At 41.7% G+C, this 22338-nt stretch carries 28 protein-coding genes; 25 read left to right on the forward strand and 3 right to left on the reverse strand.

Annotated features, from left to right (window positions below; all coding sequences use genetic code 11):
• Nucleotides 1-84 precede the first annotated feature (84 nt).
• The 3 genes from ctaG (at nucleotide 85) to AT864_RS05020 (ending at nucleotide 2488) form a co-directional block, all read left to right on the forward strand.
• Complete coding sequence (gene ctaG / locus AT864_RS05010; protein WP_066147091.1) at nucleotides 85-990, forward strand: cytochrome c oxidase assembly factor CtaG; 906 nt, start codon at nucleotides 85-87, stop codon at nucleotides 988-990.
• Between the two features lie 24 nt (nucleotides 991-1014).
• A complete protein-coding gene (locus AT864_RS05015) occupies nucleotides 1015-1482 on the forward strand; it encodes a DUF420 domain-containing protein (RefSeq protein ID WP_066147093.1) in 468 nt (155 codons plus the stop codon).
• Between the two features lie 694 nt (nucleotides 1483-2176).
• Nucleotides 2177-2488 (forward strand): Asp23/Gls24 family envelope stress response protein, encoded by a 312-nt coding sequence (locus tag AT864_RS05020; protein WP_066147095.1) that lies wholly within the window; start codon nucleotides 2177-2179, stop codon nucleotides 2486-2488.
• Nucleotides 2489-2498: 10 nt separating this feature from the next.
• Here AT864_RS05020 and AT864_RS05025 read toward each other — a convergent pair whose 3' ends face one another.
• Entirely contained in the window at nucleotides 2499-2858 is a 360-nt protein-coding gene (locus tag AT864_RS05025) for a YugN family protein (RefSeq protein WP_044746619.1), read from the reverse strand.
• A 210-nt stretch (nucleotides 2859-3068) separates the two neighbouring features.
• Between AT864_RS05025 and AT864_RS05030 the strand changes: the two genes are divergently transcribed.
• The 8 genes from AT864_RS05030 (at nucleotide 3069) to AT864_RS05065 (ending at nucleotide 7732) form a co-directional block, all read left to right on the forward strand.
• A complete protein-coding gene (locus AT864_RS05030; RefSeq protein WP_066147097.1) occupies nucleotides 3069-3533 on the forward strand; it encodes a LysM peptidoglycan-binding domain-containing protein in 465 nt (154 codons plus the stop codon).
• Nucleotides 3534-3661: 128 nt separating this feature from the next.
• A complete protein-coding gene (locus AT864_RS05035) occupies nucleotides 3662-4087 on the forward strand; it encodes a CBS domain-containing protein (protein WP_066147099.1) in 426 nt (141 codons plus the stop codon).
• 94 nt (nucleotides 4088-4181) lie between these two features.
• Nucleotides 4182-5210 carry a CAP domain-containing protein gene (locus tag AT864_RS05040; protein WP_066147101.1) on the forward strand — a complete coding sequence of 343 codons (1029 nt, stop codon included), beginning with the start codon at nucleotides 4182-4184 and terminating at the stop codon, nucleotides 5208-5210.
• Nucleotides 5211-5792: 582 nt separating this feature from the next.
• A complete protein-coding gene (locus tag AT864_RS05045; protein ID WP_066147103.1) occupies nucleotides 5793-6182 on the forward strand; it encodes a YlbD family protein in 390 nt (129 codons plus the stop codon).
• 12 nt (nucleotides 6183-6194) lie between these two features.
• Nucleotides 6195-6428, forward strand: a complete 234-nt coding sequence (locus AT864_RS05050; protein ID WP_044746615.1) for a YlbE-like family protein — start codon at nucleotides 6195-6197, stop codon at nucleotides 6426-6428.
• Between the two features lie 37 nt (nucleotides 6429-6465).
• Nucleotides 6466-6867 (forward strand): hypothetical protein, encoded by a 402-nt coding sequence (locus AT864_RS05055; RefSeq protein ID WP_066147105.1) that lies wholly within the window; start codon nucleotides 6466-6468, stop codon nucleotides 6865-6867.
• A 104-nt stretch (nucleotides 6868-6971) separates the two neighbouring features.
• On the forward strand, nucleotides 6972-7421 hold the full coding sequence (locus AT864_RS05060) for a YlbF family regulator (protein ID WP_066147107.1): 450 nt from the start codon (nucleotides 6972-6974) through the stop codon (nucleotides 7419-7421).
• Nucleotides 7422-7444: 23 nt separating this feature from the next.
• Nucleotides 7445-7732, forward strand: coding sequence for a YlbG family protein (locus tag AT864_RS05065; protein WP_044746613.1), 288 nt, complete (start codon nucleotides 7445-7447; stop codon nucleotides 7730-7732).
• A 51-nt stretch (nucleotides 7733-7783) separates the two neighbouring features.
• Here the strand turns inward: AT864_RS05065 and AT864_RS05070 are convergent, their stop codons facing one another.
• Nucleotides 7784-8173, reverse strand: a complete 390-nt coding sequence (locus tag AT864_RS05070; RefSeq protein ID WP_044746612.1) for a hypothetical protein — start codon at nucleotides 8171-8173, stop codon at nucleotides 7784-7786.
• A 163-nt stretch (nucleotides 8174-8336) separates the two neighbouring features.
• On the opposite strand from AT864_RS05070, the gene AT864_RS05075 reads away from it, so the two are divergent.
• The 5 genes from AT864_RS05075 to AT864_RS05095 all read left to right on the forward strand — a co-directional run bounded on the left by AT864_RS05075 (nucleotide 8337) and on the right by AT864_RS05095 (nucleotide 13788).
• Complete coding sequence (locus tag AT864_RS05075; protein WP_066147109.1) at nucleotides 8337-9734, forward strand: stalk domain-containing protein; 1398 nt, start codon at nucleotides 8337-8339, stop codon at nucleotides 9732-9734.
• 376 nt (nucleotides 9735-10110) lie between these two features.
• Complete coding sequence (gene rsmD / locus AT864_RS05080; protein WP_066147111.1) at nucleotides 10111-10674, forward strand: 16S rRNA (guanine(966)-N(2))-methyltransferase RsmD; 564 nt, start codon at nucleotides 10111-10113, stop codon at nucleotides 10672-10674.
• A gap of 5 nt (nucleotides 10675-10679) precedes the next feature.
• Nucleotides 10680-11177 (forward strand): pantetheine-phosphate adenylyltransferase, encoded by a 498-nt coding sequence (coaD, locus tag AT864_RS05085; protein WP_066147113.1) that lies wholly within the window; start codon nucleotides 10680-10682, stop codon nucleotides 11175-11177.
• Nucleotides 11178-11983: 806 nt separating this feature from the next.
• The gene (locus tag AT864_RS05090) at nucleotides 11984-12772 is read left to right on the forward strand and encodes a patatin-like phospholipase family protein (RefSeq protein WP_066147115.1); all 789 of its coding nucleotides are present in this window, start codon (nucleotides 11984-11986) and stop codon (nucleotides 12770-12772) included.
• A complete protein-coding gene (locus tag AT864_RS05095; RefSeq protein ID WP_066147117.1) occupies nucleotides 12769-13788 on the forward strand; it encodes a SepM family pheromone-processing serine protease in 1020 nt (339 codons plus the stop codon). Before AT864_RS05090 ends, AT864_RS05095 begins: the two co-directional genes overlap by 4 nt.
• Here the strand turns inward: AT864_RS05095 and AT864_RS05100 are convergent.
• Nucleotides 13767-14984 (reverse strand): nucleotidyltransferase, encoded by a 1218-nt coding sequence (locus AT864_RS05100; RefSeq protein WP_066147119.1) that lies wholly within the window; start codon nucleotides 14982-14984, stop codon nucleotides 13767-13769. The genes AT864_RS05095 and AT864_RS05100 overlap by 22 nt on opposite strands.
• A gap of 147 nt (nucleotides 14985-15131) precedes the next feature.
• On the opposite strand from AT864_RS05100, the gene AT864_RS05105 reads away from it, so the two are divergent.
• The 9 genes from AT864_RS05105 to ftsL all read left to right on the forward strand — a co-directional run bounded on the left by AT864_RS05105 (nucleotide 15132) and on the right by ftsL (nucleotide 22334).
• Nucleotides 15132-15647 carry a DUF177 domain-containing protein gene (locus tag AT864_RS05105; RefSeq protein ID WP_044746605.1) on the forward strand — a complete coding sequence of 172 codons (516 nt, stop codon included), beginning with the start codon at nucleotides 15132-15134 and terminating at the stop codon, nucleotides 15645-15647.
• Nucleotides 15648-15712: 65 nt separating this feature from the next.
• Nucleotides 15713-15886, forward strand: a complete 174-nt coding sequence (gene rpmF / locus AT864_RS05110) for a 50S ribosomal protein L32 (RefSeq protein ID WP_044746604.1) — start codon at nucleotides 15713-15715, stop codon at nucleotides 15884-15886.
• Between the two features lie 266 nt (nucleotides 15887-16152).
• Entirely contained in the window at nucleotides 16153-16920 is a 768-nt protein-coding gene (locus tag AT864_RS05115; protein WP_156450497.1) for an enoyl-CoA hydratase/isomerase family protein, read from the forward strand.
• A 68-nt stretch (nucleotides 16921-16988) separates the two neighbouring features.
• A complete protein-coding gene (locus AT864_RS05120) occupies nucleotides 16989-17582 on the forward strand; it encodes an RsfA family transcriptional regulator (RefSeq protein WP_044746603.1) in 594 nt (197 codons plus the stop codon).
• A gap of 106 nt (nucleotides 17583-17688) precedes the next feature.
• Nucleotides 17689-18585 (forward strand): 2-dehydropantoate 2-reductase, encoded by an 897-nt coding sequence (locus AT864_RS05125; protein ID WP_066147121.1) that lies wholly within the window; start codon nucleotides 17689-17691, stop codon nucleotides 18583-18585.
• Nucleotides 18578-18964 (forward strand): DUF3397 domain-containing protein, encoded by a 387-nt coding sequence (locus AT864_RS05130; protein WP_044746601.1) that lies wholly within the window; start codon nucleotides 18578-18580, stop codon nucleotides 18962-18964. The genes AT864_RS05125 and AT864_RS05130 overlap by 8 nt, the downstream gene beginning before the upstream one ends.
• 156 nt (nucleotides 18965-19120) lie before the next feature.
• Complete coding sequence (bshC, locus tag AT864_RS05135; protein WP_066147123.1) at nucleotides 19121-20749, forward strand: bacillithiol biosynthesis cysteine-adding enzyme BshC; 1629 nt, start codon at nucleotides 19121-19123, stop codon at nucleotides 20747-20749.
• A 263-nt stretch (nucleotides 20750-21012) separates the two neighbouring features.
• Entirely contained in the window at nucleotides 21013-21945 is a 933-nt protein-coding gene (gene rsmH / locus AT864_RS05140) for a 16S rRNA (cytosine(1402)-N(4))-methyltransferase RsmH (RefSeq protein ID WP_066147125.1), read from the forward strand.
• Between the two features lie 29 nt (nucleotides 21946-21974).
• Nucleotides 21975-22334: a cell division protein FtsL gene (ftsL, locus tag AT864_RS05145; protein WP_066147127.1), complete on the forward strand. Its 360-nt coding sequence runs from the start codon at nucleotides 21975-21977 to the stop codon at nucleotides 22332-22334.
• Nucleotides 22335-22338 lie beyond the last annotated feature (4 nt).

Genomic DNA, 22338 nt, shown 5'->3' on the forward strand with positions numbered 1-22338 from the left:
AAGCTGATTTCCTTTTTCGTGTCATAGGTGAAAGTTCGTGGACAAACGACAGTCGTGTAGTATAATAGTGAAGGAGGGGGAAGTATGCTATCATCATTGCAAATGTTTGGGTTTATGGCTTTGTGGAGCCCGTTTTTTCTCATCGCGCTATTATTGATCAGTTTATTTTATATATTGGCAGTTGGGCCGTGGCAAAAAAAATGGACGACAGAGGGCCCCACATCGGCAAAGCAAAAAACGTATTTTTTAATCGGAATGGCTCTGCTTTATATAATAAAAGGATCGCCAATTGATTTACTTGGTCATTTAATGTTTAGTGCCCATATGACGCAAATGGCAGTTTTATATTTAATTATTCCACCATGCTTTATTTTAGGTATTCCTAATTGGATGTATGAAAAATTGTTCAGTATGGCCATCATCAAAAAGCTGTTTTCCTTTTTTACAAAACCGCTTATTTCTTTGTTATTGTTTAATGGCTTATTTTCTTTTTATCATGTGCCATTGATTTTTGATGCTATTAAAACGAATGTGCTGTATCATGCAGCTGTGACTACCCTCATTTTTATAGCAGCGTTTTTTATGTGGTGGCCGATGCTGAACAAGCTGACCGAATGGCAAACTCTTTCAGGAATTAAAAAGGTTGGGTATATTTTCGCTAATGGTGTGCTGCTGACGCCTGCATGTGCTCTAATTATTTTTGCGGATGAACCGCTTTATCGAACATTTTCCGATCCGCAGGCATGGCTCAACGCTTTGCAGCTGTGTGTGCCTAAAGCAACGTTGGCATCTTTGCATTTAACGGGACCAGAAATGTTTCTATCGATGCCTCTTCTTCATGACCAACAGCTAGGCGGTGTTTTAATGAAAATTATTCAAGAAATTGTGTATGGAGCTATGCTGTTTTTTGTGTTTATTGAATGGTATCAAAAAGAACGCGAGAAGGAATCGATAGAAACAGTTGTACCACCACACCCTTCCGAATCATAATTAAAGACGAAGCGAGGAGAGGATATGACACATTCATTGCCAATTTTGCCCACTATCAGTACAAGCTGCATTGTTATTAGTGCTGCGCTGGTAGCGTATGGCTGGTATCTCATTCGAAAAAAAAGGATCGAAGCGCATAAGAAAACCATGCTTTGGGCAGCGATTTTTGCACTTGCCTTTTTTCTGATTTATTTGTCAAGAACTGTATTTATCGGGAACACAAGCTTTGGTGGCCCTGCTTCAGTAAAAGTTTATTATACTATTTTTCTCTTCTTCCATATCGTACTAGCGACTGTCGGCGCTGTTTTTGGCGTTGTTACACTTTTAACGGGATGGAAAAACAATTTGATTAAACATAAAAAATTAGGACCGATTACAAGTGTTATTTGGTTTTTTACGGCAGTGACAGGAGTTGTCGTTTACTGCCTTCTCTATGTCGTCTATCATGGTGGGGAAACTACCTCCATGATTAAAGCGATTTTAGGGTATTAGCGCTCCCCGCGGCAAATGCCGGGGGTTTTCTTTTATGAAGAAACAAGAGAGGGCAGGCAGCATATAAATATCATATAGCACTAGTGTTGAAGATCCGTTATTTTACTTAAGCATGAAGCCGATTTGCTCGCCAACTTCGGGGATTGGCTAATTAACACTCCTGATCATTATAGAAGCATGGCGTCAGGTAGAATCGATTCACTTTAGTGTTCTCATGCTGTATAAAGACAACGGAAAAGATGAAACGAACGGTATCTGCAAAATTTACGGTCGGAATGGAAGGATAATTGTGTAGCAAAGGATGAAACGACAACGTGTTCAGGCTCATGGCTGGTTTTGTGAATCAGCGCGGTTCGCTCACCTGACTATTGAGCCCCGTCTCCATGCAAATGGAGGCATGTCAAGTTATGTCTATATCGTTGCGCGTAACATTCCTCTAGCATCATGGTTATAATATATAAATAAAACTTGAGAGGGCATGAATCAGATCCGGAAAGTGAGAAGGTGGCAGCTGTTTTTGGCGCTCGAAGACAAGTTGTGCGACGCGAAGGAATTGATCAAAGTCTAATCAGTTGAAAGACATGCGGGGCTTTTATTCATACAAATGTTGAGGTGTTCAGCGATGGTATATCGGTCGCATGTTTGGATGTTAGAAAAGGTATGAATTTCTTCATATAGGTTCGGGTGATGAAAAATGAAAGGGGCCATTCGCTTGCGTCGACCGAATGCAGCTTATTCGACATTGATGACCGTTGCGATGATGTGTTTGCACGAACGGCAAGAAATCGTCATAGATGAAACAACGGTTGATATTTTGCTAAATGAAGGTTTTGCCTGTACGATTATAATCACTGCTGTGATGCGGACCAGTTCGTCCATTATTTCTGTGTGTGAGGAAATGCAGGAGCGAATTGCTCGTGAAATCGAAACAATGACTCCGTTCAAGGTCAAGCATGTCCATATTTTTGTAAAACGTCTAATAGATCATCAAGAAAAAAATGCATGAGATCGTGATCTCATGCATTGATTTTTGTTAATTCACTTTTAAGTTTTTCTAAAAGGGTTTGACATTGATTAATCAACGAAGTTGGAAAATTTTCTCCTTCCCCATACTCAACGCCGTGCGGATAATAGTGCTTGCCAAGAATCGGAGTGATTAATTTGATGAGCGCATAACGCGAATCAACTTCTCCTTCAACTGCATAGCCTTGTACTCGAAGATAGTATACATCGTTTTTAATTTCGAATTTGCGATCGTATGTAACACGTTCATAATCCCATTGTCCTGCACGTACAAATCCTAGATTTTCCATCAATTCGTCTAAATCAGATAATTCAGCTGTTTGGTTTTCAATTCCTGTATTTTCAAATTTCATTCTATATTCCCTCCTATGCACCAATTCCCGGTAAAGGAAAAATCCTTCTCCATTTATAATAGTATGAAAGCGTTCAACTTTCAATCAATAGTTTATTTTTGACGAAACAGTGTGAAAAATTTTATGATATTCGTCGTTTTTTATTTTTTTTGGTGAAACTAAAAAGCAAAGGAGGGAGATAAACACGGAAAAATCGGGATATCTTTACTGATGAGTATGTTGATTTTTACTATCAGTATACCACTTAGCGTTCATGAGCAAGGAACGACGACCTATGTGGTCCAACCGGAGGATAGTTTGTGGAAAATAGCCGTTCGTTACAAAGTTGGATTGTCAGAGAAGATGGCTGTCAATCCGCCATTTTTTCACCCGACGCTTATGGATCCCAGAGATATTTGCGTTTTAGATTGTGCCAAACAAACGGAAAGTGAAGTGATCCGTTTAACAAACGAGCAGAGGGCAAAATGCTGTTTGCGTCCACTGCAGACTGATTGGGAATTGGCTGGTGTCGCACGATATAAATCGGTGGACATGAGAGATAAAAATTATTTTTCATATGTGTGTAAATCATCATTTACGATGATCCATCATTTTGGAATTAGCGATCGATCAGCAGGAGAAAATGCTGCAGTGGTGATACTCGACTCGGTAAGAGGTCAGCGCTTAGATAGATAGTCTTAGGACTAATCTTTCCAACAAGGAGTATACACCGATTGGAGTGGGGGATGCAAAGGGCGGCCCGTATGGCTATTATTGGATGCAAATGTTGATTGGAAAATAGAAAATAGGAGGAGACGAAAACCATGAAAACGGTACGTGAAGTGATGACAACACAGGTGGATTATTGCACGCCTCTTGATAACGTGTTTGAAGCAGCGGTAAAAATGCGGGATCTGAATGTTGGAGCGATACCGATAGTAGAAAACGGTGAGGTTGTTGGAATGGTGACCGACCGTGACCTTGTTGTTCGCGGGATCGCAGAAAAACGACCAGGATCTAGCCAAGTAACCGAAGTGATGACGCGAAATGTCATGGCAATATCGCCGGACCTATCTGTTCAAGAGGCAGCACAGCAAATGGCTAAGCAGCAAATTCGTCGCTTGCCGGTTGTTGAACATAATAAGCTGATCGGCATTATCTCTCTTGGAGACTTGGCGACAAACGAAGCTTCGGATGAAAGTGCTGGTCAGGCATTGACCTCTATTTCAGAGCAACATATTGTCGATTAAAAACGAAATCCCTTTTTCATAAGGGGTTTCGTTTTTTTTGCAGACAAAACAGGATATAATGTCAATAAGAGATTGTATGAAGGTGGGCTGCCTAGTGAAATGGTTTTTTCTGTTTTTTATCTTATTAATTAGCTTTTTGTATTTTTTCCCTACCCATATCCCTCCGTTAAATTCTTCATCATCACAAAAAGAAAGTCAGCAGCAGCTTGAAAAGCAACCGGTCATCATGACAGGAGCATTGTCTTTGATTGGCAAGACAGAAGAGCAAATAAAAAAGCAGTTTGGACAACCAACGCGAGTGGACGCCTCAGCTTATGACTACAAATGGTGGATTTACAACCAGCAAGCGAGTACGTATTTACAAATTGGCGTGCTGAATGGCCGCGTTGTCACTGTCTTTATATGCGGTGATCAGGTAGATGTCTCTCCTTTTCGAATTGGTCAGCCTGTGCAGCAGTTATTTAAGCGGATTCCCGTATCTTCAACGCTGGAAGTATCCCTCCGTACGGGAACATACCGTTTTGAACTATCGGAACAAGATATGACGATCCAGCCCATCGTTCGTTTAAATGATGTCTATGTGCAATTTTATCTTGATCATTTTAATGAAACGATTTCAGGCATTCGAATTATGGATGGGGAAACACTGGTAAAACTGCGACCGTATGAACTAGTGTACCGAGGAGAGCTGCCGACAGCACGCCCTTTATCTTTAGTGGAGCAAAAGCAAGTAGAGACGGCGAATGCAAGGCAAATTTTTGAGATTACCAATGTAATTAGGAGCCGCTATAAGGTTGCACCATTGCGTTGGCACGATAAAGCAGCGGAGGCTGCTTATGCGCATAGCCAGGATATGAACGAAAACCATTATTTTTCTCATCAGTCTCCGATTTATGGTGATCTAAAAAAACGCTTGTTAGCGGCTCATATCCCGTTTCAAATCGCTGGTGAGAATATTGCGGCCCAATATATAGATGGAATTGCGGCTGTTAAAGGATGGCTCAACAGCAAAAGCCATCGAGACACGCTGCTTAGCCCGCAATTTACTCATCTTGGTGTTGGCGTGTCAGGACAATATTATACCCAAGATTTTCTGAAACCATGGGAAGTCTCGACGAATTAGGCAATGACTTTATAATGCAAGTGATGGCTGTTCACTTTTTTTCTTTTTCACCCTAATTTTTATAAGGGAAGCGACGGTCGGAGTCCAGTCATCGACTTGTCCCGGATGATTGATGAGCGAACAACTAGCCGCTTCCTGACCAATTTATTGGTCAGGAAGCGGCGTTATTCGGTTGCCCGATCGGCAAAATCAAATCACGGCTCGCTCATTTGAGGACAAATGTTGGCGAATTAAAGTTGTATTTTAATAAAGGCCAGTTTCTTTTTCAACCTTCGAAAACCATTTTCAGTGGTTCTTTTCCGTTCATTAGAAACGTTTTTCATTCTGTCGATTTTTCAATCTAAATTTATAGAAAGCTCCAATAGGAAAAGGCTAAGTACCTTTCCGCTTGAACCAAAACAATTCAAAAAAGAAAAAGCATGGCGTAACCCGCATGTTGAACATACTCCACCGAGAAGCTCTCCTTTTAACGGGGGATAGGTGTGAGAGATCCATCTGTTCCATTAGATAAAAATGGGCGCACGCCATATTCGCTTAGTCGAATAGTATATGTTAGGTAAGTAAAGGGGAGGTAGAAGGGATATGGAAAAGAATCTACATCCTTCTGTGGAACAGTTTAAACAGTTTGTAAAAAAGCATCCTAAAATCATTCAAGAAGTAAGAAACGGAAAAAAAACGTGGAAGCAGTTTTATGAAGATTGGTATTTGTTTGGCGAAGAAGATGAGATCTGGAATGAATACAAAGCGGAGCAAGTAAAGCAAGCAGAGGAAGACGGGGAGCATCATCCATTTATCAATAAACTTTTAGCTACGTTAAAAAATATGGATCCGAATGAGGTGCAGAAGCATATTTCAAGTGCTCAACAAGCCATTTCTGCTATTCAAAGTATGATCGGACAGTTACAAGGAATGAGACAGCCGTCGTCAACGGTTTCGCGCGAGCATCATCCGTTTTCATTCCGCAAAGATTAGAGGTTGCGATTGATGAGAAAAGAACTTGTTCAATACATTCATTCTAAAAAAATGCTTCAGGCATTTATTCGCGAGCAACCGCGATGGTACCGAACATTATCGCGTGATCCAAACCAAGTGGCAGCATTCGAAGCAGCAGCGAAAGAATATTATGAACAAACATTGCCGCAAAAAGTGGAGAAAATAGCTAATTCTCTGGAAATGGCGGCACTTATGTTCAATATGTTCCAAGGGATGCAAGAGTAATTTAAAAAAAAATGCAAAGACTACTCCTAAAGGAGTGATGTCTTTGCAACTAAAACAACTAGCGATGGTGTTGGCGATAGCGGCTTTGACCGCATGCGTTAATCATAAGCCGCAGCCTGAAACGATGCAGCAGGTCTCGGCTGCTGTTTCCATGCAAGCCCCAGCAGCTCAGACGATGCATGTTAAGCATGAAATGCGAGGAAAAGATGTATTGGTTGAATGCGTTGTCGATCATTTTTCCTTTACTAAAGGTGACAAAGCTCATGGCAATGGACACATTAATGTATATTTAAATGGACAGAAAATAAATGAAGTATTTACAGCTGCTTTTGTTTTAAGAGGGCTGCCATCAGGAAAGCATCAGATCCGTCTTGAGCTTGTTCGTGATGATGAAAGTAAATATGGTGTATCAAGCGAATTTGAAGTGAATATTCCATAATGGAAGGTCTGGCGGGTAAGTCAGACTATTTTTTTGTTCTGCGCTTTGCTTTTCTTCTAGACTGTTCTCATGATATGATGATAACATGGAGGTGCTTATACAAAGTGATGATTGCAACGCTCGAACGGCTCGAGATTTTAAATAAAGCCGAATCGTTAGGAAAAATGATTGTTCAGTCGGCGGCGGCGGAATATTACCGCAGCTGTTGGCAGCGTTTAAAAAATGACCGTGTGGCACAGCAGCTGATTAAGCAGTTTATAGCCATAAAAGAGCGTTATGAAGAAGTACAGCGTTTTGGAAAGTACCATCCAGATTACCAAACAGTGATGAAGGAAATACGCGAAATTAAGCGAAAATTAGACTTTCATGATAGCATTGCCGCATTCAAAAAAGCGGAAAATGAGCTGCAAGAATTGTTAGATGAAGTGAGTGTGCTTATTGGAAGAGCTGTATCGGAACAAGTGAAAGTACCGACAGGGAATCCGTATTTTACTGCTTTATCCGGCTGTTCAGGCGGATGTGGCACAGGAGGAAGCTGCGGCTGCCGATCGTAATCTGTCAAAGGGGAATTAAGAGTATGTTTCGGAAACGTCAAGGAATCATTGTTTGGCTATACTCATTGAAGCATAGTAAGCATTTACGCAAATTTGGCAACATTCATTATGTATCGAAGCGCTTGAAATATGCAGTGCTGTACTGCAATATGGAAGAGGCGGATGTTCTTATGAAGAAGATCGCTTCTTTGCCATTTGTAAAAAAAGTGGAACCTTCCTATCGTCCGTTTTTGAAGATGGAGTTTGAGTCAAAAGGAGACGGTGAGAAGGAAAAAGAACAAAGCTACAAGCTGGGCTATACGGTCGAATAACGGCTGACTTTGTACTTGAAGTCAGCCGCTTTTTATTGATTGACGTTGTAATTACTGCAGAGGCGGAATGAAACGATTCATTCGCATAATGCCAATCAAATGCTGATAATAGAGCTCTACCTCCGCGAAAAAAGTGGATGGTTTTACTTCAAGATGGATAATCTCAAGGTTGAGCTCTTTTGCTAACTCGGCAAACAGATCGTATCGCTTATTTGGTTTGACTGACGGATTTGGAATGCCTTCGCGGCAAATGTACAAAGGCTGAAAATCGCCTGGATCTGTTGGATGAAGCACAACGACTAAGGATGTAACCGGCTGTCCATGCTTAACGGTGTGAAAGGCAAAAAGTCCCGATAGGCGGTGCTGGTTGACTTTGGCTAATTCAATGAGCTCATAAATATCTGAATACCCTTCTCCAAGTTCAATAAATCGCTGAATCATGTAGAATTCCCCCCTTCCCTGTTTTTCTCCAATTTATTACTTTACCATTGTTTCCAAAAAAGATAAACAAATTTCGACATTTTTATACAAATTCTAGCGTTTTTTTGATATCTTTAATGTGTAGTAAATATTGTAAGAAACTAACCGAATGAGGGATCGCAGCATGGTACGAACGGCCATTTTAATGATGATGATCTTTTTAGGGATAAGCGGTGGCACTGCTTATATGCAATGGCGAGATTATGAAAAAAGTAATCAGGTCAACGATCACGCACCGCTGGTTCATTCCATTGATATTCGACATGAAGAGGGGAGTCTAGAAATTACGCAAACGGTTGATGGGCTAAAGAATCAATCGTATGAAATTGTTGTACCAAAGGAAGCGCAGCAATTTCGATATCGATTCGGAGATAAAGAAAACATGCAGAACGGCTTGAATGCTGGAGCGTCGTCTATTGAAGGAAAAGAACATGAACGGCTGATTATGCAATACATGATTCCGCTGCCGATATCGAAAACGATTTGGCTTGAACATTGGTCTGTTATGTTTGTGACAAAGCAAACACAGAAATTTCATGTGCAGTTTGTCGATTATGCGACGAAAGATGGAATGTGGATAGCCGGGGCTCCGCTCGAAGCGAAGATCAAGAAGCAAGCGTTCACCCTTTACTCTTGGTCGCAAGCGAATTTGCTATCATTTCCGCTTTATTTTTATCCTTCTGAGCTGCCAAGGCAAGTAGATGGTGACATTGAAGTATATGGAAAGCGTTCAATGGGGAATGGAAAGCTGCAAAAATGGGCAGACGTCCCATCCTTGACGATTGTACAATCGCCACAGAACGATCAGCACATATCCCCCGTGTTAGTTGTCATACCGGAATCGGGATCACTTTCTGCTGTTCGTGAACAATATATGCGGGCCTATTATGCTTCTTATTTTGCACCAAATGCTTTGATGAACGAGTGGCTCGCAGATTTATTGACAGCCCTCACCTTTCAGAAGCCAGCGACCACCTCTCGGGCAAAAGCGGTGCTGCAGCAGTTTCAGCAAAATCTAACGGAAGAAGAGAGACAAGAGTTTCTTTCCACTATTTTGCAGCATAAAGGAGAAAAACTGACTCCGGCTTTGCTGGATAAGGCGTTAACAAAAGCTCATTTAGGGAAGACGACTTATTTTGCTGATTTATTAACAGCCAAAAAAAATCTTGATCTCGTGTTTACTAATGAAGGAAATCTATATGTAAATGACAAGGTTTTGAAAGAAGGAAAAGCCGTTTTGCGAGGCGGTGAGTTGCTATTGCCGTTTAAAGAAGTGATGGAGAAACTTGGCTATCACGTTACTCAGTCCGGCGATGCTGTATTTATTGAAAAGGGCAGCAACCGTTGGCGTTTTTTTGTCAATTCACCTGTTTACATGAAAGAAAACGATCAATTTGGGATGCCCTCCATCATCATCCATGATTTAAATGGTACTTTATACATGAGTGCAGATATGATTCAGCACTGGTTTTCCATCGAGGTTTGGACAAGCTCTCAAAATATTTATGTGCATGGCTCATAAGAAAAGCGCTCACCGATGGCGCTTGTTTTCTTTAAAAAAGAGTCATATATCAATTCTCATATCATAAAAAAATCCCTGCAGTTTTCCTGCAGGGCCTTTTATGCTTATTTGTTCCTGCGCATCGAAAAGGAACGCATAAGCTAAAGGAAAAGGGAGAGGAGAAACCGGAGGAAGAACTTATGGGGAAACGTAAGTCTTCTCCGTGATTGGCAACAACACCCATATGGACGTTGCCATTAATCAGTATGACCAATGAATGAATTTGTATACATCCTATTTTATTTTTTGCAAAAACGCGGGGATAAAAACGACTGGAAACGGTCAGCACGTTTGTGATAGGATAGGGAAAGAAATGTTTGAAGTATGGTGAGGCATCATGAGAGTAATTTCTGGAAAGTGTAAGGGGAGAGTATTGCAAGCGGTTCCAGGCATGTCGACAAGACCGACGACAGATAAAGTAAAAGAAGCGATTTTTAATATGGTTGGCCCTTATTTTTCAGGAGGAATCGGGCTCGATTTATTCGGAGGAAGCGGCGGATTGGGAATAGAAGCGCTAAGCCGCGGCTTGCATTCGATGATTTTTGTCGATCATGACGCAAAAGCGGTCCAGACGATTCGCAAAAATGTAGAAGCGTGCGGGTTGAAAGAACAGTCAGAAATTTATCGCAATGACGCAGAGCGAGCATTAAAAGCGATTATAAAACGTCAGCTGCGATTTCATTTAATTTTTCTTGATCCACCTTATAAGAAGCAAAAATTGCAGGCGCTCATTTCCTTTATTGATGAGCATTCTCTTTTGAAAAAAAATGGGTTTATTGTTGCGGAGCATGCGCATGATATTGAGCTTCCTGACAGAATCGGAAACTTAGTGAGAATAAAGCACGAAGTTTACGGCATTACCGCTGTTTCTATTTACGCTTATACACAGAAGGGGGAATAGGTTTCATGGCGAGCATTGCTGTTTGTCCGGGCAGCTTTGATCCGGTTACATATGGACATTTAGATATTATTCGCCGCGGAGCGAAGGTATTTGATCAAGTATATGTTGCGGTTTTGAATAACTCGTCAAAAAAGCCGCTGTTTTCAGTTGAAGAAAGAATAGAGCTGTTGAAAGAAGTGGTCAAGCCTTTTAAAAATGTTATGGTCGAATCTTTTAACGGTCTTCTCATTGATTATGCTCGTACGAAAAAGGCTAACGCTATTTTAAGAGGGTTGCGGGCAGTCTCCGATTTTGAGTATGAGATGCAAATTACGTCGATGAACCGCGTACTTGATGAGAATATTGAAACCTTTTTTATGATGACGAATAGCCAGTATGCTTTTTTAAGCTCAAGCATTGTTAAGGAAGTGGCAAAATATAACGGCAACATTTCTGAACTGGTACCGCCAATTGTCGAAGAAGCGCTTCGCCAAAAATTTCATTCTTTTTTATCGCAGCAATAGTCTTGTAAAAAGAAAGCTGACTGAAAAGGAATTGTCCTTGCTTCAGTCAGCCTCTTTATTATGGCCGTAAAAAGCTGCTATGTCCATACAATCTTGAAGACGGATGGGAGATCGGTCGTCTGGGGCTAGCTTAGTTATAAAGGGACAAAGGCCCTATTTCGGTATAACTTGCCTCCAGTTGTCGAAAAAATGAGTGGCAGCCTTTGAATGGACGGTACGTTTCATCTTTATACATAGTTGCCTGTTATGCTTAACAGCTATATCGATATAAACCGAAAACGGATCATGATCGAATGCAATCGCTTTAGCTAGTAGACGAAATAGATAAGTTCCGATTGAGAAAGCGGCACAAGGGAGGCGACTTTCTCTATATAAATGCTCATAGCTTTTCTCTTGTTCGCTTATCATAGTAAAATAATAGAGAATTCTTGATGGATAGAAACGATATAAACACCTTAAAAATGAAACGAGCGGTAGCTGTAAAAATCCATAGTTGGAAGAATCCCGTGACTCGCTTTTTTGTCACACGGATGCGCGGCGAAGCTTGGAGCAACGCCAATTCCCTTCACATGTCAAGTTGCTCGATGTAGTTTTCGTATGGCGTAACGACGTTCAGAGAGCGGTTCGCTTGGCATACGGGATTTGCTGCTGTCCACAGGAAGTAAAGCGAGGCATATGGCGATGGAGAGCAAGTGGTCTCGACACATGAGCGATAAAAAGCATTTTTACGTATGATCGACATAAATTAAATATGCAAGGGGAAGCTGAGGCTGAAAGAGATGGAAGAGTCAAAAGGAGGAAAGGGGATGGAACCGAGAATTGGCTTAGCTCTAGGTTCCGGAGGAGCAAGAGGCTTTGCGCACCTTGGTATTATTAAAGTGTTGGAGGAAGAGCGGATTCCGATTCATTACATAGCAGGAAGCAGCATGGGGGCGCTTGTCGCGGCGTTATATGCGAGCGGATTAGGGGTCGAGCGCCTATACAAATTAGCAAAGGCCTTCCGCAGAAACGACTACATTGATGTGACGATTCCGAAAATGGGGCTTATTGCAGGAAAGAGAATAAAGGAATTTATTTGGTTGGTAACAAAAGGGAAAAAAATTGAGGAGTTGCAGATTCCGATTGCCATTGTAGCAACAGATCTTCAGCGCTGCGAAAAAGTGGTGTTTCGAAGCGGCGTGGTAGCGGATGCTGTTCGTGCCAGCATTTCGATTCCGGGAATTTTTGTTCCTGAAACCATCGATGGTCGGATGCTTGTCGATGGGGGCGTCATTGACCGCATTCCAGTTTCGGTAGCGCGCACGATGGGAGCGGATGTCGTGATTGGCGTCGATGTCTCTCATGTAAAGGTAACCGATGCCATCTCCTCGATTTTTGATGTCATTTTGCAAAGCATTGATATTCTCCAGGATGAACTTGTCCGTCATCGTGAATTTGCTTCAGATGTTATGATCCGTCCGCGTGTAGAGCAATATAGCTCTCGAGCATTTACTCATATTGAAGAAATTATTGAAATCGGGGAAGAAGAGGCGCGAAAGCAAATTCCTAGAATCCGTCAAGCAATTGCGAAATGGAAGGAGCAACATCATAAATGAAAAAAAGAGCAAGAGCCTATATTATTTCACTGTTAATTGGGGTAGCAGCTAGCCTGCTTTTTATTTTTGTGCAGCTTCCGTATTATGTGACGATGCCGGGTACAGCCCAAAAATTAGAACCGCTCGTTCACGTTGATCAAGGAGATGAGGATCAAGGGAGCTTTATGCTGACAACTGTGCGAATGGGGCGAGCGAATATCGCCTATTACTTGCTTGCTCATATCCGTTCGTATTACGAGCTTTATCCATTGCAGGAAATCAAGCAAGAAGGGGAAACGGATGAAGAGTATACCCTTCGACAGCTCCATTTAATGAAGGAGTCAAAAGAATCTGCGATTGTTGTCGCCTATAAACATGCCCATAAACCTGTTTCTTATCGTCCGAATGGTGTTTATGTCATGAGCCTTGTCGATGGAATGCCAGCAGCGCATATTTTGCATGTGGGAGACCGCATTGTTCGTGTAGATGGAAAAGAAATTGGGACAGCAGAACAATTAATCCAATATGTGCGGCAAAAGAAAAAAGGAGATTCCGTTTCGATTACATGGGAAAGAAATGGAAAAGAAAAGACAGCCTCGATTGCGTTGGCACCATTTCCGCAAGAACCAAAGCAAATCGGACTTGGTATCTCGCCAATGACTGATTATCATATTACGACGCAGCCCTCCGTTCGCGTTGATTCAGAAAAAATTGGCGGGCCGTCTGCAGGACTGATGTTTTCTTTAGAAATTTATAATCAGCTTGTTGATGAAGATATTACAAAGGGATATAAGATTGCTGGAACCGGCACCATCAACATGAATGGTGAGGTTGGCCCTATTGGGGGAATATCGCAAAAAATTGTGGCTGCTGATCAAGCTGGTGCCGATATTTTCTTTGCTCCAAACGAGAAGGGAGCGAAAAACTCGAATTATCGCGAAGCTGTCAAAACGGCAAAAAAAATCGGAACAAAGATGAAAATTGTTCCGGTCGACACGTTTTCTGATGCCCTTCGTTATTTGCAAGAGTTGAAATGAACAGGAGATGTCGCATATTCCTCTTTAAGTGCTTGAATGCGAGTAGTCTCGGAAAAAATAGCGGTATAAGCAGCTACCGCTTTTTTTTCTTGCTGGTATATCACATCCTTTTGCAGGCGTGATACGGTTGTTACAAGCGGCAGCGAAAGCCGTTTTTTTATCATTTGCAAATAGAGGCGTCCGTTGTCACTCATGCCAAGCAGACGAATATAAGAGGGGCTTTTGATCCCATTCATTTGCTCTTTTTTAAAATGGGTTAGAATATGGACACACATTCTTTGTAAACGAGTCCATGTATATCGTTTGGTTTTGACAGAATGGAGAAATTGCTCAAATGTTTCGGCTTCTGTAATGGCCTGTTTGAGTCGATACTCAATGCCTTCATCTACGCCGACAATGCTTTGTAAATCGCTTTCTTCACTTGTCATGATGCGGTACTTCAAAAACGGAAAATATGGCTCCCAACGATGGAATGTGCCATATACTGCATAATATTTCTCAAGAGCCTTTTTGGTAGAGAAGGGAATATAGGGCGAAATGTGTTCAAGCGCTTCAATCGCTCCATTTAGTGCTTTTCTTAAGCTCGTTGCACTGGCGATCCACGGATGAGAAAAAACTTCATCGTGATATCCGGAAGCGATCCGTTGAATCGTTTGGGGAACCATCGCGCTCTTTTGCTCGATAATCGCTTTCACATAGGAAAAACCGAGAATATTATTTGGTTGAGCTAAATCGATTTCCTTCATCTCAAGCTGTCTACAAGCATATGTGACTGCTTGTGGATAGCTCATACCGTCTTTGAGAGCTTGCTGAATGGATTGGTTGTACCGTGATTGCTGCCATTTGATCGTTTGGACCGCTTGAAGAAACGGCTCAATTTCGCCATTTTCGCTCCCAAAACAAAGCTCGGCGCAATACAATGCATCAAGCAGTGCGACAGCTCCAGTGGCGAACCGTTCTGCTGATTGGACGGCAAATGTATAAGGAAGCTCGATGACGAGGTCGACACCAGCTGAGATGGCCATAGATGTGCGAGCCCATTTGGAAACGAGCGCTGGTTCTCCTCTTTGCAGAAAGTTGCCACTCATAACGGCAATGACACAATCAGCGCCTGTCTTTTTTTTCGTTTCTTGGAGATGATACAAGTGTCCGTTATGAAACGGATTATATTCAACGACGATTCCAACTGCCTTCATTTTTGCCTCCCCGCTTGAAATTTTGTTTTTTTGATCAAAACGTGATACATTGAATGTAAACTGACAATCATTATACTGTAAAGAAAAAATATTGACAAACAGGGAAACGAAACGTATAATTTTCTTTGTTGCCTTGAGGTGATTTTAATGAAATGGTCTATTCATCAGCTTCATCAGCTGCAAGCAAAAGGGCTTGTCATGGATGAAATGGTCGATGTTTCCGATTTAAAACAGATGGAGCCATCGATCCGCGATATTTCCCCTGTCCGTGTGAAAGGACGGGCAGATATCGGTGCTACTAAGTTTACTTTTCATTTAACGATTGAAGGGACAATGGTATTGCCTTGCTCCCGGACGTTGGTTGATGTTTCTTATCCGTTTGCGATCCATACGACTGAAACGTTTTTTTTAAACGACTATGATGTTCATCCGGATGAAGAAACGCACCTTGTTCAAGGAGATGCAGTTGACCTGCTGCCGATTGTGAAAGAGCTCATTTTGCTTGAAATTCCCATGCAAATATTTTCAGAGCAGGAAAACATTCAAGATGGAGCACCACAATCCGGAGCTGGTTGGGAGGTTATTACTGAGGAGCAGGCTAAAAACAAAATTGATCCTCGTCTAGCTGGATTGGCGAAATTTTTTGATAAAAAGGAAGAATAAGCGAAGAACCGGCTTGATCCGGCCTTCATCATAACTTCTAAATCCTGTTTAAGGAGGTGGAAAGAATGGCTGTACCTTTTAGAAGAACATCGAAAACGAAAAAAAGAATGCGCCGTACACATTTCAAATTGCAAGTTCCAGGCATGGTTGCATGCCCAAACTGCGGTGAAATGAAATTAGCTCATCGCGTCTGCAAGTCTTGCGGAACTTACAAAGGAAAAGAAGTTGTGAACAAATAATCATGAAAAACAGGCATAAGGGTATCCTTATGCCTGTTTTTTCATGGAAGAGCATGGGGCACGTGGCTATTGTGAAATGCTTGCTTTGCCGGTGTTGTAGAAAAACGTAAAGTTAAGCGGTTACATAGGAATGGTGTGACAAGAGCCTCTTTTTTATATTCTCTCACCCCTAAACAGAGTGTAGGTGGCAGAGGTTTATTGTGCAGAGCAGAAGGAAAATAAGAAAAAGTGGCTAACATAAATATGAGAGTAAAGGAGGAAGAAAAGTGAGTGCGGTTTTGCTAGAACGAGATGATGATGGCATCGTTTGGTTTACTATTAATCGGCAAGAAAAACGAAATGCCATTAATTATGAAGTGATGGATGCTTTACAAGAAACGATTCGCCTTGTGGAAGAAAATGATAAAGCAAAGGTGTTGGTGCTGACAGGTGCCGGCCAGCAAGCTTTTTGTTCGGGCGGGGATTTAAGTGAATTCCATCGTTTACATACAAAGGAAGAAGCGTATCAAATGCTTTCAAAAATGGGCGCGATTTTGTATTCCTTGTTAACGATTTCTAAACCGACAGTTGCTTTGCTTAATGGATCAGCTGTCGGCGGCGGGTGTGAACTTGCAACGGCCTGTGATTTTCGCTATGCAAAGACAGGAATCAAAGCAGGCTTTATTCAAGGAACGTTAGGAATTACGACGGGATGGGGAGGAGCGACGATGCTCTTCGAAAAGCTTCCTTATACGCACGCCCTCGATCTTTTATTAAAAGCGAGACGTATGCCTTCTGAGCAATTGCATGAATATGGATGGATTCATTCATTAATTTCGGAAAATAAAGAAATAAAAGAAGAGTGTCGGAAGTTGCTTGAGCCGTATTTGGCGCAGTCTGCCCCTGTTCTTCGCGCCTATAAGCAAGCTGCTGTTCAAAAATGGAAAACAGAAGAGTTTCGAGGTCGTTTTTTTGCGGAAATTGAACAATGTGCCGTGCTTTGGGAATCTGATGAGCATGAAGAAGCAGTGCGAACTTTTTTGAATCGATCGTAATATTCTTCTTCTATCTTTTCTACTAGTCGCATACATATATTGAAAAAAGCGACTAGGGGGAAGGAACCATGACGAGTGTAAGACAAGATGCATGGACGCAGGATGAGGATTTATTATTGGCAGAAATAGTATTGCGCTATATTCGTGAAGGAGGGACGCAGCTGCAAGCGTTTGAGGAAGTAGGCAGGCGTCTTTCGAGAACAGCTGCTGCTTGCGGTTTTCGTTGGAATTCCTATGTGAGAAAACAATATAAAGAAGCCATTGAGCTAGCGAAAAAACAGAGAAAAGAAGTAAAAAAGGAACGTACGCAGCTCGTTCAAAAGGAAGCGGGGCAAGGAGAGGATAAAACAGCGAAATTGACATGGCAGGATATCATTGCCTTTTTGCAAAGATATCAACAATCTTCCGCACAATATCAGCATGTGATGGATGAAAATCGCGCGTTAAAAAGAGATATGGAACAACTGCAGCAAATGATTACCAAATTGCAGCTAGAAAAAGAGCGTCTGCAAAAAGAATTAAAAGCGGTCCAAGAAGATTACAAAACGTTTATTGGAATTATGGAAAGAGCGAGAAAAATGGTGATACTTGAAGAAGAGCAAACATCGAAAGTAAAGTTCCAAATGGACCGAAATGGCAATCTCGAAAAAATTGAAAAGTAATAGAAAAAGCTGATCCTTTGAGATCAGCTTTTTCTATTAACGGGTCGATTCGTAATTTGATAAAATAGTCGCAGGAGTGTATGAATGGAAAGCGAGGAAAATCGAGATGAAAATAGGGATTATCGGCGGCGGAGCGATTGGGCTATTAATTGCAGCTTATTTATCGAGCACATGCGAGGTAACGATTTATACGCGTCGGAAAACGCAAGCGGATCTTCTTAATGAACGAGGCTTGCGAATGATAAAGAATGGCGATGAACGAATCGTGCCGATCCGTGCATGGGCAGCTGGATATGAAAAGCTGCAAGCGGATGTTTTCTTTGTTACCGTTAAGCAATATGATATGGTTCATGCAATCGAGCTGTGCAATCAGTGGACAGATGGGGGGGCCTTTGTTTTTTTGCAAAACGGCATGGGGCATGTCTCTCTTTTATCTCAGCTTAAAGCACAGTGTATTGCCGTGGGCACCGTTGAACACGGAGCGTTTAAAAAGGATGACCGGACTGTTGAACATACGGGAATTGGAAAGATTTCCATTGCTTTATTTCAGGGGGATACCGGGCCGTTAAAGCAACTGTTGGATGTTTCTAGTTCCGATTTTCCGATCGAATTTGAACATAATTGGCAGCAGTTGCTGACGAATAAGCTCGTTGTCAATGCTGTCATTAACCCGCTAACAGCGATGTTACGTGTTCCAAATGGAGAATTGGTAAAAACGAAAGAATATAAAAAAATGATGGAATTGCTATTTTCGGAAATATGTTTAGCGTTGTCATTGCCTGATGAGAACGAAGCGCGGGAGCGGATTGTCCGGATATGCGAACGAACAGCTAATAACCGTTCCTCGATGCTGTGCGATCTCGAAAATGGGCGGATGACAGAAATTGAAGCGATTTTGGGATATGTGATTGCCAAAGGTAAAGAAAAAGGTGTGCAAACGCCCATTTGCCAATTTTTAATGAACGCCGTAAAAGGGATGGAAGGAAGGGGATTTAATGGGTAATTTGGTTGCTCATATAGCAGCAGCTTTTGTCACAATGCCACTGCTTGCTTTTTTTGTCGTTTATATGGTAACGAGAAAATTAACGAAAAAAAAGAAAAAGTCATTTTATACAGCGATCAATATCTCAACGATCTTTTTTATCATTGCGGTTCATTTCTTGATTCAAGCCATTTGGGGAAAATCATATTGGTGGCCTATGGTCATTTTGCTCATTATAATTAATATATTGTTTGCAGTAGGATATTGGCAGAAAAAAGGGGACTTACATATTGCCACTGTTTTTCGTTTATTTTGGCGATTTAGCTTTTTATTATTTTTCTTTGCTTACTTTGGATTGCTTGGATATGGAATTTTGGTAAGAATCGTCAACAACATATAAAATAGCTGTGAGCGCATATTTTTTCATTTGGAGAAAAGAATGCTATACTCATGAGTGTTCGCTTCTTAAAAGAACGAAACAAATCTCCTGATATAGCGAAATATCTTGATTTTTAGTGCTGATAAAACCAAGAAATAAGAAAGGAAGTTTTCAAGTATGGAGATATATGAATTTCCTTTACAAGCGACGACGTCGCTAGCATCGGATTACATAGCGGGAACGTTTCCAATGGATGCTGGATTTGCATACGACGTTCGCGCGGAGGACGTATTTGCAAAGCGCTTGAGCGATCTAAGCAGGCGAACGTACCCGCGCCAAAGATTGGTGGATCATTTGCTTTCTTATCATCAAGCGCTCCAGGCGAGTGAACGGACGATGGCCAATATTCAAAAACTGTTGAATCCATCTAGCGTAGTTGTCATCGGAGGACAGCAAACGGGGTTGCTAACCGGTCCGCTTTATACCATTTATAAAATGATGTCCATTATTCAACTAGCGAAAGAACAGGAGGAGCAATTGGGAGTTCCGGTTGTGCCGGTGTTTTGGATGGCTGGAGAAGACCACGATATTGCAGAAGTGGATCATGTTTATGTAGTTGATCAAGGAAAAATCAAAAAGCATACATATCCGCATGCAGTGCGGGAAAAGCGAATGGTTGCTCAATTGCCGATTGATCGGCAAATCTGTATCGAATGGATTCAGCAAGTGATAGAAACGTATGGAGAGACAGAAACGACAGATAAACTGCTCCATTTTTTAGAGAATTGTGTAGGGCAAGCCAATACTTTTGTGGACTTCTTTGCCCAGATTGTTCTCCGGTTATTTGCTTCAGAAGGACTTGTAGTCGTAAATGCAGCTGATGAATCGCTAAGAGTCGTTGAAAGTGAATTTTTTGCATCGCTGATTGAACGCTACAGTGAGGTAACAGAAGCAGTCATATACCAGCAAAAACGATTGGAAGAACTGGGATATCGCAAGACGCTCGATATTCATCCGCGATCAGCCAATCTCTTTTACTATGACGGAAAGGAAAGATTGTTGCTGGAAGCAGAGGAGAATGGAGAATATTTCCGAAGCAAAAAAAATGAGATCGTATGGAAGAAGGAAGAGCTATTGCAAATGGCGAAACGCTCACCGCATCAGCTAAGCAATAATGTGGTGACGAGACCGCTTATGCAGGAATTCTTGTTTCCAACCCTCGCCTTTATCGCTGGTCCAGGGGAAATTGCGTATTGGGCAGAATTAAAGGAAGCGTTTTCGTTATTTGGTTATGCGATGCCGCCTGTTGTTCCAAGATTCAATATTACACTTGTCGAGCGTTCGATTGACACCGATTTGCGTGAAGTTGGAATGACCGTGTTTGATGTGTTGCAAGGACAGATCGAGCAAGCTAAATCAGAATGGTACGCGCGTCAAGTCCAATACCCGCTTGATGAGATGATTGCCCGTGCTAAAGAAGAAATTGAAGAAATTCATCGGCCGCTGAGGGAGATAGGGGTGGAGATTGATCGCGGTTTAACGGATGTATTGGTGAAAAATGCCGCTTTTATTCAATCACAGATCGATTTTCTTCACCAAACATTGCATCGCTCGATTGAGAGAAAATATGAGGTGGAACTGCGCAAATTTGCCCGCATTGAAATGTCGCTGTTCCCGAATCAAGCGCCACAAGAGCGAGTCTGGAACATTTTTTATTACATTAATAAATACGGATTTGATTTTGTCGAACGTCTGATGAATGTCAAATATAAATGGAATGGTTTGCATAAAATTGTATATCTATAACAGAAAGAGTCGAACGAAAAATCCTGTTTTGTACAGGATTTTTTTTTGGGGACAAGAATAGTACAGAGAAAAACAATTCAAGAAAATCAGGTGGAAAAGCGAACGATTGTTTTGATTGGAGGGGGGTTAGACGGAATGCGACAAAAAGATGCGGAAATAGACGTGTTTTTACAGAAAAAGCCTAAAAAATTGTTTTGTTTTGTTGTATAATAAATAAACGGCTACTTACATAGAGCATACATCATGAAAAAGGTGGTGAGGCTGTGTTTAAGCATACAACAGTCTTATTAAAAGAAACAGTAGATGGCCTGCGAATCAATCCGGACGGCATTTACGTCGATTGTACGCTTGGCGGCGGCGGACATAGCGAATACTTGCTTTCGCAGCTTTCGACGCAAGGAAGGCTGTTCGCGTTTGACCAAGATACAACGGCGATTGAGCATGCCAAAAGAAAATTAGCGCAGTATGAGAAGCAGGTCGTATTTATTAAAAGCAATTTTCGCTTTTTAGCGGAAAAACTAGCTGAACACAGCATTTACGAAGTGGATGGAATTTTATTTGATTTGGGAGTATCTTCCCCGCAATTAGATACGCCAGAACGCGGCTTTAGCTATCATTATGATGCACCGCTCGATATGAGGATGAATCGAGAGGAGTCGCTCACTGCATATGAAATTGTGAATCACTGGCCATATGAACGGCTTGTACATATTTTTTTCCAATATGGTGAGGAGAAATTTTCAAAACAAGTCGCCAGAAAAATTGAAGCATTCCGGCAGCAGAAGCCCATTGAGACGACCGGGGAGCTGGTGGAACTCATAAAAGAAGCGATTCCTGCGCCAGCCCGAAGAATCGGAGGACACCCGGCCAAACGAATTTTTCAGGCTATACGTATTGCGGTCAATGATGAATTGCAAGCATTTAAAGAAGCGATTACTCAAGCGATTGATCTGTTGAAACCTGGAGGACGAGTGAGCGTGATCACCTTTCATTCGTTAGAAGACCGCATTTGCAAAACGGCGTTTAAGGAAGCGAGTGAAGGGCCCAAGCTCCCTCCCGGATTGCCATTGATTCCAGAAGAATATCGTCCAAAATTAAAGATCATTACCAAAAAGCCTATTATTCCTTCAGAAAAGGAAATAGGGGAAAACAATCGAGCACGTTCTGCCAAGCTGCGCATTGCAGAGAAGCTATAAAAGGACAGAATTTTTAAGGAGGAGAAAATGTGAGTAATACAGCTGTCAAAGTTCAAGAGAAGCAACAACAGCATTCATCGGTCCGTCCGCAGGCGAAACCAAAACGAAAGTTGAAGCTTCGCCTCACGCTTGGCGAGAAAATCGTTTTATTCTCGTTCTTGCTATTTGCCTTTTATTCGTCTGTCAAAATCATTTCCAATCAAGTCACGATTTATCAAGTCAATAAGCATATTCAGCAACTTGAAGGGACAATGGATGAGCAGAAAAAGCGCAACAATGATTTGTATGTAGAAGTCCAGCAGCTTAGCACGTATGAACGGATTTTGGAGAAAGCCAAGGAGCTAGGCCTCACATTAAACGAAAATAACGTAAAGGTTGTACAGGAATGATGGA

The sequence above is a fragment of the Anoxybacillus sp. P3H1B genome, from assembly GCF_001560855.1.
Taxonomy (GTDB): Bacteria; Bacillota; Bacilli; order Bacillales; family Anoxybacillaceae; genus Anoxybacteroides; species Anoxybacteroides rupiense.